Below are 10,737 nucleotides of genomic sequence, written 5' to 3'. Positions count from 1 at the left end.
CCGGGCGGCGCAACGCGCGCCGCCCGGCCTCAAGACGTTAACGGAACAGCGACAGGATCGAGCCCGACGACTGATTGGCGATGGACAGGGCCTGAATACCCAGCTGCTGCTTTGTCTGCAGCGACTGAAGCTTGGCGCTCTCCTTCGCCAGGTCGGCGTCGACCAGGTTGCCCACCCCGGCGTCGATGGAGTCTTGCAGCTTGCCGACGAACTCCAGGTGCGAGCTCAGCGCCTTGGAACCGGTGCCGAGCTTGGACAGGGCCGAAGACACGTTGGCGATCGACGTGTTGATCGTAGCGATCATCGCCGCCGCCGTGGTCTGCGTCCCGATGGAGGCCGTCGCCGCAATCGTCACATTGGCGCCGCCAAGCGCCAGGCTCTGGGACGCCACAGTGATCTTGTTCACCCCGTCAGCGCTCGCGAGAGCCGCAACCGTGGTCGGCGTGGTGGCCGTGATCATGTTGGCGCCGTTGAACGTGGCGTTAGTCACCACCTTGGTGATCTGGTCGCGCAGGGCCTTGAAGTCATCGTTCAGAGCCGTGCGGCTGGCCGCGTCCAGGGTGGTGTCGGAAGCCGCAAGGGACTTCTCTTTCATCTGCAGGAGCAGATCAGAGACGCTCTCCCCCGCCGACAAGGCCACATCCACAGTCGAGATCGACCGCGAGAGGGATTCCTTGACCGCGTTCAGCGCGCCGGAATTCGAACGCTGGTTCTGGGCGATGGCCCAGATGGCCCCATTGTCCTTGGCGCTGGCGACTTTCAGGCCGGTGTTGATCCGGCCCTGGGTGGTGTTGAGGTCCGTGTTCGTCTTGTTGAGGTTTTGCAGCGCCACCATAGCGCCGACATTGGTGTTGACCGAATTCATGGCCATGATCTTGTCCTTCCGTTCTGGTCGGGTACCCGGCGATTTTTCACCGGCGAGCCGTTCTTGGCTCCCAGAACGCATCGCAATGCTCAGGCCAGTCGGCGCCCCAAGCCGCGCCAGGGTAAACGGCTGATTTACCTGTATTTTTCAGAGCGCGGAAACCATGGCCGCGCCGGGCCCGGCAGGAACGGCCGAGTCAAACCTGCCGGGTCGGCAGGAACTGCGGGTAAAGAAAAAGGCCCGGCGAAGGGCCGGGCCTTTGGGTGAGATTCTTGGGGCGCCTTGGGCCTCAGGCGGCCTCGGCCGCCGAGGGGGACAACCCCTGCATGATGATCCGATTGACGTCGATCAGAGCCTCGAAGTCGTCCTCGCGACGGATGACCACGCTGGTGTGCTTCTGAACCCAGATGCTGAGCGAGATGATCTGCGCCCTCAGCGACTCCGGCAAATTATTATCGACGTGGGCGCAATCATCTCCCAAGGCGATCCACAGCCGACGGTTCCAATCGAGGGCGTCGGCGCGCGTGCCGAAATCCAGGGGATCGGCCTTGGAGGCTTCAATGAGGGCGCGAGTCACCTGGGCGAAGAGGCGATACTCCGCCTCACGGGGTGACTCAGCTCTCTGCGCCGCCTGCTGGTAGGCTCGTAGGGACATTACCGAACACCTCGTCCTCGTAGTCGATGAGCTTCCGGCACAGCATGAGCGCTTTATAGTATTCGCGCGTCATGGCGTGCTTAGATATGGAGACGCAGTCGGCAAGGATCGCGGGATTACGAACCGCGCTCATGAATTCCGAAAGCCGTCGTACAAATTCGTCGTAGTAGCGCTCAGCGCCAGCCTCATCGAGGTACATCATCATGACTGGGAAGTAGACGCGCCGCGCCGGCGTCGTCACCTCATCCTGCTGCATGATGTCCTTCTCGCGAAGGACCGAAGCCTTGTTCTGGAGCACCAGGGTTCCACGGCGGTCGCCGTTCTGAACGACGGCGCCATTCAGAACGAACTTTTCGCCTGGTTTCAGCGATAGCTTGAGCGGCAATGCTCGACCCCCAATTACGCGCCCCGGCCGCGTTGAGCCTGCTGGACCGCACTCGAGCAGCGCAGCGGACAAGCCCAAGCTAGGCGGGGACTATTAACGAGCCCTTGCTGGCCCTGCGACGGAAGGCCGCGCTTAAGCAAGGAGTAACCATAATGGCGCGAACCATCGCCGTGTTCACCCAGGAAATGGAATCGGGATGACGCGACCCACCCGCACCGGCGAAACATCGGCCATCGCCCTCGCCGCCGCCCAGCCCGGCCCGGCCCATCTCGGGCGAGCCGCAGACGCCATGGGCGCGGCGGGAACTCACGACGCCTTGCAGCGGCTCAATGCTGGAATCAGTGAACTTCGGGCCCTCTCGGTCGCCCCCATCCTCCGGCGCGCCGTCGCCGCCCTGGAGGCCGAAGACCATGAGACCGGCGGACGGCTGGCCATCCAGGCCCTGGAACAGGACGAACGCAACGGCTTTGCCTGGTATCTCCTGGCCATTTCGCGGGAGCGGGCCGGTGATTTCGTCTCCTCCATCACCTGCTACGAATCGGCCCTGGCCCTGTTGCCCAATCAGGCCGACGTGGCCAATGACCTGGGACGTCTGGCCTTCCGGATGGGCATGAAGGCTGAGGCGGAGAAGCTGTTTCGGCACTTCCTAGCCGCCAAGCCCAACCATCCTGAGGGCGCCAACAACCTGGCCTGCGCCATTCGCGACCAGGACCGGGCCGAGGAAGCCATCGAAATCCTGCGGCCGGCCATCGAGGCCAATCCCACCGCGGCCATGCCCTGGAACACCCTGGGCACCATCGTCACCGAGCAGGGCGAGCTTGAGGCGGCGCACACCTTCTTTGACGAGGCCCTGCGGCTGCAGCCGCACTTTCCCAAGGCGCAGTACAACCGGGCCAATGTCCGCCTCTCCCTTGGGGAGGCGGAGGCGGCCCTCGCGGACTGCGATGTCGCCCTCGCCGGAGCTGTGGCTCAGGACGAGCAGCTGATGATGCGGCTGTCGCGGGCCACCATCCTGATGGAGCTCGGACAGATCGCGGAAGGCTGGGAAGACTATGAGGCCCGACTCCACCCCCAGTTCTCCGACTGCACACATTTCCAGGCGCTCGGGCGGCCCTGGACGCCGGACACCGAACTCGCGGGACGCTCGCTGCTGATTTTCGGCGAGCAGGGCCTGGGCGATGAGGTGATGTTCGCCAATCTCATCCCTGATGTCCTGGAGGCCCTGGGGCCGAAAGGGCGCCTGTTCCTGGCCGTGGAGACGCGCCTTGTTCCCCTCTTTCAGCGGAGCTTTCCGCAGGCGGTGGTGGGGGCGCACGCCACCTATGCCGTCGCCGGGCGCTCGGTGCGGGTGGCCCCCTTCGTGACCGACGAGGATCCGCCGGAAATCTGGGCGCCCCTGGGCTCACTCTTGCGCCGCTTTCGGCCATCCCTCGCCTCGTTTCCCCACAAGGCGGGCTATTTGCGACCTGATCCGCAGAGGGTCGCCCACTGGCGCGACGTCCTTGACCAGGCGCCGGCCGGGCTGAAGGTCGGCCTCCTGTGGAAAAGCGGACTGATGACCGGCGCACGGCGTCGCTACTTCTCGGCCTTCGAGGCCTGGCGAGACGTCCTGGCCGTCCCGGGGACGACCTTCGTCAATCTTCAGTATGGCGACTGCGCCGCCGAACTCGCCCACGCCCAACGGGACATGGGCGTCAGCATCTGGACTCCGCCCGGCATCGACCTGAAACAGGACCTGGACGAGATCGCCGCCCTCACCTGCGCTCTGGACCTGGTGATCGGCTTTCCCAACGCCACGGTGAATCTGGCCGGGGCCTGCGGCGCGAGCGCCTGGATCGCCTCGGCGCCTGGCGCCTGGCCGCGCCTCGGAAGCGACCACTATCCCTGGTACCCTCAGATGCGGGTCTTCACGGCAAAGGCCTTGGGGGACTGGGGACCGATGTTGACCCAGATGGCGGAGGCTCTGGCGGACGCCGATGGTCCTGCCTTGCGACGCACCCCTCAGCCCTGAAATCGCCTCTGACGGACAACCGGCCGTGGCGAAGACGCGCCAGACGCTCAAGCCGCTTGAATGTCCCGCGCCGCCCTTTAGGTTGGCGTCAGTTGAAACATTTGTTCGAATGCGGGCGTCATTGAACCCGCACATATTGGGAGCTCATATGGCCGAGCGTTTCGAAGGCACAGACGATTACGTCGCCACCGAGGATCTGAAGGTCGCCGTCAATGCGGCCGTCGCGCTGGAACGTCCCCTGCTGATCAAGGGCGAGCCCGGCACCGGCAAGACCGTGCTGGCCTACGAGATCGCCAAGGCGCTCGACGCCGAACTGATCACCTGGCACATCAAGTCGACGACCAAGGCCCATCAGGGCCTCTATGAATATGACGCCGTCACCCGCCTGCGCGACAGCCAGCTGGGCGACGAGCGGGTCAAGGACGTCAAGAACTACATCAAGAAGGGCAAGCTCTGGGAAGCCTTCGACGCGCCCAAGCGCCCCGTCCTGCTGATCGACGAGATCGACAAGGCCGACATCGAATTCCCCAACGACCTCCTGCAGGAGCTCGATCGGATGGAATTCTACGTCTACGAGACCAATGAGACGATCAAGGCGGCGATCCGCCCGATCGTGATCATCACCTCGAACAACGAGAAGGAGCTGCCGGACGCCTTCCTGCGCCGCTGCTTCTTCCACTACATCCGGTTCCCCGACGCCGAGACGATGAACCAGATCATCGAAGTCCACTATCCCGGGATCAAGCAGAAGCTGGTCGCCGAGGCCCTGCGCATCTTCTATGACATGCGCAAGGTTCCTGGCCTGAAGAAGAAACCCTCCACGTCGGAGCTTCTCGACTGGCTGAAGCTGCTGATGGTCGAGGACATCGACGCCGAGGCGCTGAAGGAACGCGACCCCACCAAGCTGATCCCGCCGCTGCATGGCGCCCTTTTGAAGAACGAACAGGACGTGCACCTGTTCGAACGCCTGGCCTTCCTGGCGCGGCGCGAAGGCGCTGGCTCCCGTCCCGGCCAGTAGGGCCGAGCTTACCGCGATTTCACTCGACCTCGTGGTTGCGCCCGTTCACCGTCACTGACGACGGTGAACGGGAGCCTCTGCATGAAGACCCTCTTGATGGCTGGCGCGGCAGGCGCCCTCGTGGCCCTGGCGGGCTGCGCAGAACGCCCGGAGTCGGCGGCGCTCACAGGGCGGCTGAATTGCCCTGAGTCCAAGGGTGAACTGGTCCGTGTCAGCGCTGCGGCGGATGGTCAGTCCTGCCGCTATCGCACGAAAGACGGCGCCGATGTGGACCTGCGTCTAGTGCCAGTCGAGGGAGATCCTCAGGCCGTCCTGGCCCGGCTGGAAGCCGAACTCAGCGGCCTGCTTTCCGGCGCCGGCCCCGACAGTAACCATGCGACGGCCGTGACCAGCGGGTCACTCGACAGCGACGTGTCGGCCCTGGCCGCCAAGACGGTGGCCCAGGCCGAATCTGACGCCAATGGCGGCAGCGCCGGTCCGAGCGAGAGAGTCCAGGTCAACATTCCGGGGGCGAAGGTCGATGCGGGGGACGAGTCGGTCAGTATCCGGCTGCCTGGGCTGAGCATCGACGCCAATGAGGCGGACGCCAGGGTCAAGATCGGCCCAGTCAACATCAATGCTTCGGACGATGGCGCCACGGTCAGAATCTATCGGGAGGTGAGGCTGCGCGGGGAAGCGCTCTCCCGCCAACGGCGCGGCGTCAGGGCCACCTATATCCTGGCCAGCAGCCGCCAGCCCCAGGGCATGAGCTATGTGGGCCTGGAAGCGGGCGGACCCAAGACAGGCCCCCTGACGGTGGCCATCGTCTCGGCGACCGAGGGATCGCGGCACGGGGATAAGCACACCGGCGACATGCTCGACGAGATCAAGGCCCTGGTCCGCGAGAACGGCGGGGTCTGAACGACCCCGCCGCTCCGTCAGGCCGGGACGACTTCCATCACCTTGTAGGTCAGGGGGCGCCCGTCCTCGTCTGTGACCGTGACGTATTCGCCAAGGGCGAAACGATGCTCTCCAAGACGATGGACGGGTTCATCGTCATCGGTGTCGCTGGCGTCATAGTCAAAGAACCAGCGGCTGCCACGCCGGGCCAGACGGCCGTCGGCGGGCGCCTCGTCCGGCGCAAAACGGCGCACCACGCATTCGGCCCGCTTTTCGGCATAGGCGGCCTCGTCCAGATAGCCATCGGCGGTCAGTGGGGCGGTCAGGGCGTAGCCGCGGTGGTCATCCCCCCCGGCGAATTCAGTGCCGGGATTGCGGGCGAGCCGCATAACGATGCGCGAAAGGGGCATGATCGACCTCGTACTAGTGGGACAGGAAAAGCGAAGGCGCGTCCGCCTGGAGAAGCGAACGGGTGGTTCCGCCGAAAATGAACTCCTGCAGCCGGGGATGGCCGAAGGCGCCGGCGACCAGGATGTCTGCGCCAGCCTTTTGCGCGGCATAGAGCAGCATCGGGGCCGCCTCACCGGAGTCAGGCAACATTTCGAATTCCGAGGTCACGCCACGGGCGGCCAGATAGGCCTGCAGACGGGCGGGATCGAGGCTGCGCGTTGTGGCCCGCGGCGCAGTCAGGATCACCACCTTGCTCGCCTTCTGTAGAAGCGGGGTCGATTGTCGGGCCGCCCGGGACGCCTCCTTGCCGCCGTCCCAGGCGATGGCGACCACGCCGCCCACCTTCAGGCCAGGACGGGCGACGATCACCGGACGCTGCTCATCGGCCAGCACCTCCTGGAAGGCCTCCGCCAGGGGCCCACGACCACGGCCAGGCTCGTCGGAGAACACCACCACATCCGAAAGCCGGCTTTCCGCCGACAAATTGGCCCAGACCGGGGTCTGCAAGGCCAGGAAACTCTTGGCGTCATAGGCCAGCGCGGCCACCGCGGCGCGGGCCTTTTTTTCACCGACCGCCGCGGCCTCCTTGAGGGACTCCAGAGCCGTCGCCTGGACGCCACCCATAAAGCCTTCGCCCATCCAGGGCATGACATCGGCCACGTCCGCCGGGGTGTAGACTCCGGCCAGTTCGGCCCCGAAGGCCCCGGCCACCAGGGCCCCGGCCTCAAGCACCACTTGGTCGCCCTCGCCGCCGGACAGCGGCGCCATGATTCTTGCCCAGGTCATTTGCTTCCCTTTTCCACAGGTCGGGATGATGCTTCCCGCGTTCGAAGCGTGCATTGATCTTTGCCAATCTCACCGCGGTCGAACGCCTTAACCGTGGCAGTGTGGAAGGAACGCCTTGATGAGGAAAGGGCTGCGTCGAAAGCCGCGGGAACCGCGCGCCTGGCAACGGATGCTTTCAGGTCGTCGGCTGGACCTGCTCGACCCCTCTCCGATGGACATCGAGATCGAGGACATCGCCCACGGATTGGCCCGGGTGGCGCGCTGGAATGGTCAGACCGTGGGTGAAAACGCCTTCTCAGTGGCCCAGCACTCCCTCGTCGTCGAGGAGATCGTCGCCCACCTGCAGCCGGACATCGAACCCCGCTGGCGGCTGGCGGCCCTGCTGCATGATGCGGCTGAGTATGTGATCGGCGACATGATCTCGCCGTTCAAGTCGGCCCTGGGCCTGGACTACAAGCAGTTCGAAGAACGCCTGGAGACCGCGATTCATGTCCGGTTCGGCCTTCCGGCCAAGTCGCCGGCCGTGGTGAAGACCCTGATCAAGCGCGCAGATCATGCCTGCGCCTATTTTGAGGCGACCCAGCTTGCGGGGTTCGCCCCGCACGAGGCCCTGGAATTTTTCGGCGCCCCGCCGCAGGGTTATGATCTGCATATCGAGCCGCTGCCGGCCTCCGTCGCCCAGGGGCGATACATTCAGCGCTATCATGTGCTCTCGGAGGCTGCGGGATTCGCCCCGGTCGATGCGGCCTTTGATACGGAGTAGACCGACATGACGATGATCGTCTGCGGCTTGGCGGACCTGCCCCGGGTGATTTCGGCCCGGCGCCCGTCACATCTGGTCACCCTGCTCGACCCGACGACCATGATCCCCACCCCCGAAGGCGTGGCCGCTGATCGGCACCTGCAATTGGGGGTGAATGACATCAATCAGCCCGCTGAGGGCATGACCGCTCCCCAGGAGGGCCTGGTCATGCGGCTTCTCGACTTTGCCGCCTCATGGGACGAAAGCGCGCCCATGGTGGTGCACTGCTGGGCCGGCGTGAGCCGGTCCACCGCCAGCGCCTTCACGCTCGCCTGCGCCCGCAGTCCAGAGACGGACGAGGCCGCCATCGCCCGCACCCTGCGCAGCCTCGCGCCCCACGCCTACCCCAATCGCCGGATCGTGGCTCTGGCTGACGACATGCTCGGCCGTGGCGGACGGATGGTGGATGCGATCGAAGCGATTGGCGGCAACGGCTACGTCAGTCTCGGCGCGCCCTTCGACTTCGCTGCCCGGCACTGATGGCTCGCGGCCCGACCCCATCCCCTGTCGTCATCGGACTTTCAGCGGTGGTGGTGGCTGTGCGCGACGGCGAGGCCATGGTGCTGACGGTCCGATCCCGCGGCGATGGGGAGCCGGCCTCAGAACCGGCCGGCCTGCCATTCGGTCCCTTCGACCCGGACGGCCATCGCACCTTCGAACTGGCCTTGCGGGCCTTTGTGACCGCACAGACCCGGTTCGACCTCGGCTATGTGGAGCAGCTCTACACCTTTGGCGACCGGGGTCGGGACGCGCCGCTGGCTGATATGGGCGCCGGCGCCGACAGCGCCCCGGGCGCACGCCCCAGCCGCGTCATCTCTGTCGGCTATCTGGCCCTGACGCCCCAGGCTGTGGAGACTGCGGCGCCTGACACCGCATGGGCGCCGTGGACGCGGTTCTTCCCCTGGGAGGACTGGCGGCAGGGCCGCCCCGCGGCCGCCCTGCTGATCGAAGACGCCCTGCGCCAGTGGGCTGATCGCGCACCGCCAGCGCAAAGAGAGCTTCGGCTCGCCCGCGCGCGCCTGGCCTTCGCCCTGGACGGCGCCCCCTGGAACGAGGAGCGGGTGTTGGAGCGCTATGAGCTCCTCTATGGGGCAGGCCTCGCCCCCGAGGCGGCTCGGGATCGTGGCGAAGCCACCGGGGAGCGGTCCGACGCCCTGCGGGCGGCGTTGGGGGCGCCGATGATCTCCGACCACAGGCGGATCCTGGCCACCGCGCTCAGCCGACTGCGCGGCAAGATCAAGTACAGACCCGTGGTCTTCGAGCTGATGCCTGAGGCCTTCACCCTGCTGGCGCTGCAGAGGGCGGTGGAGGCCATCGCCGGCGCCTCTTTGCACAAGCAGAACTTCCGCCGGGCGCTGGAGCGCGGCGGCCTGGTCGAGGGCTTGGGCCGCATTGACGCCGACACCGGCGGCCGGCCCGCCGAGTTGTTCCGCTTCAGGCGGGAGATTCTGAGCGCACGTCCGGTGTCAGGCCTGTCTCTGCCCCTGTTGCGGGACTAGGCCGCGCGGCGCCGGCGGCCGCAGCCCAACGGGCGCGAATCTGTTCGGAGGTTTCGCGGGAGCCATCCGGGCTCCACCCAGGACGTCCGAACAGATAGAGGGCGGCGTCCCGCAGGGAGCGCGCGCCCATCAGATCTCGCCCGATCGCAGCCCATTCGTGAAAGGCGACCCGTATGGGATTGAAGGTCGCCAGGTTCTTCACGATTCCATAGCGGCATGGCTCGCCCTCCAGCTCAGGCTGGAAGGTGCCGAACATGCGGTCCCAGATGATCAGGATGCCCGCATAGTTTCGGTCGAGATAGCGCGGGTTGCGGGCGTGGTGGACCCTGTGGTGCGAGGGCGTGTTGAACACCGTTTCGAACCAGCGGGGCATCTTTCCGACGGCCTCGGTGTGAATCCAGAACTGGTAGACCAGACTGATCCCCTTCTGAATCGCCACCATGGCCGGGGGAAAGCCGATCAGCGACAGGGGCAGCCACAGTAGCCAGGTTCCCGCCACGCCCCCGGTCCAGGTCTGTCGCAGGGCGGTCGAGAGGTTGTAGTGCTGCGAAGTGTGGTGGTTCACATGGCTCGCCCACCAGAACCGGCGCTCATGCGCCAGACGGTGAAACCAGTAGTAGATCTTGTCCTCCAGCAGGAAGACCAGCACCCAGGCCCAGACTGCAGTCATGGGAATGTCGAACAGCCGGTGCTGATAGACCCAAAGACTGGCGGCGAAGATGACACCCGCCGTCGCCAGTCCGGCCACCGAACTGCCCAGCCCCATGGCCAGGGAGGTGAAGGTGTCCTTGGGCTCATAGTTGGCCCGCACCAGGCCCATGCGCGCCAGGACGATCTCCAGGACGATCGCCAGGATGAAGAAAGGGACGGCGAGGCTGACCGGATCGAGGTCGTCCATCAGGCGGCCAGGTCCGCCGGCGGCCAGTTGTCAAAGGCGAGAACAGCTCGCGGCGCGGCCACCTCCCCCAGGCGGATGTCGAGCAGGCCGTTTTTGAACATGGCCGAGGTCGCCTGGCACCAGGACAGACGACGGGCCGCATAGCCGTCCCCGACCTGAACCAGAACCAGGGCGCAGGCGCCTGACCTGGCCAGCGCGCCCTTGCCTTCGCGGGCGATCCAGAGCTGGTCGATACGCTGTTCAGGAAAGTCCTCGCCGAGGAGATCGCGGGCGCGGGCCTCATCCAATCCGGGGGCCGGGCGGCCGATTCGCGCCCAGGCGGCCAAACCGACCAGGACCGCCACCGCAGCCATCGAGCCGGTAAACTGTATAAGGAACGCCTGATCCAACGCGGTGTCCTCCCCAGGGGGCACGGTTCACCTCCGAAGACCGATGGTCAAGCAAAACGGCGCGCCCCCTCTGGGGACGCGCCGTCGTACGAGAACCTTG

13 protein-coding genes are annotated in these 10,737 nt (G+C 65.9%); 6 read left to right on the top strand and 7 right to left on the bottom strand.

The window, feature by feature from the left end:
* Nucleotides 1-37: 37 nt before the first annotated feature.
* From Q7V15_RS03985 to flbT, 3 genes are all read right to left on the bottom strand, one after another.
* A complete protein-coding gene (locus Q7V15_RS03985; RefSeq protein ID WP_304753952.1) occupies nt 38-871 on the bottom strand; it encodes a flagellin in 834 nt (277 codons plus the stop codon).
* 283 nt (nt 872-1,154) lie between these two features.
* Nucleotides 1,155-1,520 carry a flagellar biosynthesis regulator FlaF gene (flaF, locus tag Q7V15_RS03980; protein ID WP_304753950.1) on the bottom strand — a complete coding sequence of 122 codons (366 nt, stop codon included), beginning with the start codon at nt 1,518-1,520 and terminating at the stop codon, nt 1,155-1,157.
* Complete coding sequence (gene flbT / locus Q7V15_RS03975; protein WP_304753949.1) at nt 1,480-1,905, bottom strand: flagellar biosynthesis repressor FlbT; 426 nt, start codon at nt 1,903-1,905, stop codon at nt 1,480-1,482. The genes flaF and flbT overlap by 41 nt, the downstream gene beginning before the upstream one ends.
* Nucleotides 1,906-2,101: 196 nt before the next feature.
* Between flbT and Q7V15_RS03970 the strand changes: the two genes are divergently transcribed.
* The 3 genes from Q7V15_RS03970 to Q7V15_RS03960 all read left to right on the top strand — a co-directional run bounded on the left by Q7V15_RS03970 (nt 2,102) and on the right by Q7V15_RS03960 (nt 5,834).
* Complete coding sequence (locus tag Q7V15_RS03970) at nt 2,102-3,916, top strand: tetratricopeptide repeat protein (RefSeq protein ID WP_304753948.1); 1,815 nt, start codon at nt 2,102-2,104, stop codon at nt 3,914-3,916.
* A 148-nt stretch (nt 3,917-4,064) separates the two neighbouring features.
* On the top strand, nt 4,065-4,934 hold the full coding sequence (locus Q7V15_RS03965; protein WP_304753946.1) for a MoxR family ATPase: 870 nt from the start codon (nt 4,065-4,067) through the stop codon (nt 4,932-4,934).
* An 81-nt stretch (nt 4,935-5,015) separates the two neighbouring features.
* Nucleotides 5,016-5,834, top strand: coding sequence for a hypothetical protein (locus Q7V15_RS03960; RefSeq protein WP_304753944.1), 819 nt, complete (start codon nt 5,016-5,018; stop codon nt 5,832-5,834).
* A 17-nt stretch (nt 5,835-5,851) separates the two neighbouring features.
* On the opposite strand, the gene Q7V15_RS03955 is transcribed toward Q7V15_RS03960, so the two are convergent.
* Together Q7V15_RS03955 and Q7V15_RS03950 are read right to left on the bottom strand one after the other, a co-directional pair.
* Nucleotides 5,852-6,223 (bottom strand): hypothetical protein, encoded by a 372-nt coding sequence (locus tag Q7V15_RS03955; protein ID WP_304753942.1) that lies wholly within the window; start codon nt 6,221-6,223, stop codon nt 5,852-5,854.
* 13 nt (nt 6,224-6,236) lie between these two features.
* The gene (locus Q7V15_RS03950; RefSeq protein WP_304753940.1) at nt 6,237-7,049 is read right to left on the bottom strand and encodes a universal stress protein; all 813 of its coding nucleotides are present in this window, start codon (nt 7,047-7,049) and stop codon (nt 6,237-6,239) included.
* A 118-nt stretch (nt 7,050-7,167) separates the two neighbouring features.
* Between Q7V15_RS03950 and Q7V15_RS03945 the strand changes: the two genes are divergently transcribed.
* Genes Q7V15_RS03945 through Q7V15_RS03935 form a run of 3 tightly spaced genes read left to right on the top strand, consistent with a single transcriptional unit; the run spans nt 7,168 to nt 9,350 of the window.
* Nucleotides 7,168-7,812, top strand: coding sequence for an HD family hydrolase (locus Q7V15_RS03945; RefSeq protein WP_304753938.1), 645 nt, complete (start codon nt 7,168-7,170; stop codon nt 7,810-7,812).
* Between the two features lie 6 nt (nt 7,813-7,818).
* A complete protein-coding gene (locus Q7V15_RS03940; RefSeq protein ID WP_304753937.1) occupies nt 7,819-8,331 on the top strand; it encodes a tyrosine phosphatase family protein in 513 nt (170 codons plus the stop codon).
* On the top strand, nt 8,331-9,350 hold the full coding sequence (locus Q7V15_RS03935; RefSeq protein ID WP_304753935.1) for an NAD regulator: 1,020 nt from the start codon (nt 8,331-8,333) through the stop codon (nt 9,348-9,350). Before Q7V15_RS03940 ends, Q7V15_RS03935 begins: the two co-directional genes overlap by 1 nt.
* On the opposite strand, the gene Q7V15_RS03930 is transcribed toward Q7V15_RS03935, so the two are convergent.
* Complete coding sequence (locus Q7V15_RS03930; RefSeq protein WP_304753933.1) at nt 9,286-10,248, bottom strand: sterol desaturase family protein; 963 nt, start codon at nt 10,246-10,248, stop codon at nt 9,286-9,288. The two genes, Q7V15_RS03935 and Q7V15_RS03930, sit on opposite strands and share 65 nt — an antisense overlap.
* A complete protein-coding gene (locus Q7V15_RS03925) occupies nt 10,248-10,637 on the bottom strand; it encodes a hypothetical protein (protein ID WP_304753932.1) in 390 nt (129 codons plus the stop codon). Before Q7V15_RS03925 ends, Q7V15_RS03930 begins: the two co-directional genes overlap by 1 nt.
* Nucleotides 10,638-10,737 lie beyond the last annotated feature (100 nt).

The organism is Phenylobacterium sp. (genome assembly GCF_030651755.1).
Taxonomy (GTDB): domain Bacteria; phylum Pseudomonadota; class Alphaproteobacteria; order Caulobacterales; family Caulobacteraceae; genus Phenylobacterium.
Note: the sequence above shows the minus strand (reverse complement) of the source record. Positions and strands in the feature narration are given on the sequence as shown.

Coding starts and splice junctions, on each gene's coding strand:
- Q7V15_RS03955 (WP_304753942.1), bottom strand. CDS start 6,223: ATGCCCCTTTCGCGCATCGTTATGCGGCTCGCCCGCAATCCCGGCACT.
- Q7V15_RS03970 (WP_304753948.1), top strand. CDS start 2,102: ATGACGCGACCCACCCGCACCGGCGAAACATCGGCCATCGCCCTCGCC.
- Q7V15_RS03965 (WP_304753946.1), top strand. CDS start 4,065: ATGGCCGAGCGTTTCGAAGGCACAGACGATTACGTCGCCACCGAGGAT.
- flaF (WP_304753950.1), bottom strand. CDS start 1,520: ATGTCCCTACGAGCCTACCAGCAGGCGGCGCAGAGAGCTGAGTCACCC.
- Q7V15_RS03930 (WP_304753933.1), bottom strand. CDS start 10,248: ATGGACGACCTCGATCCGGTCAGCCTCGCCGTCCCTTTCTTCATCCTG.
- Q7V15_RS03985 (WP_304753952.1), bottom strand. CDS start 871: ATGGCCATGAATTCGGTCAACACCAATGTCGGCGCTATGGTGGCGCTG.
- Q7V15_RS03960 (WP_304753944.1), top strand. CDS start 5,016: ATGAAGACCCTCTTGATGGCTGGCGCGGCAGGCGCCCTCGTGGCCCTG.
- Q7V15_RS03950 (WP_304753940.1), bottom strand. CDS start 7,049: ATGACCTGGGCAAGAATCATGGCGCCGCTGTCCGGCGGCGAGGGCGAC.
- Q7V15_RS03945 (WP_304753938.1), top strand. CDS start 7,168: ATGAGGAAAGGGCTGCGTCGAAAGCCGCGGGAACCGCGCGCCTGGCAA.
- Q7V15_RS03940 (WP_304753937.1), top strand. CDS start 7,819: ATGACGATGATCGTCTGCGGCTTGGCGGACCTGCCCCGGGTGATTTCG.
- Q7V15_RS03935 (WP_304753935.1), top strand. CDS start 8,331: ATGGCTCGCGGCCCGACCCCATCCCCTGTCGTCATCGGACTTTCAGCG.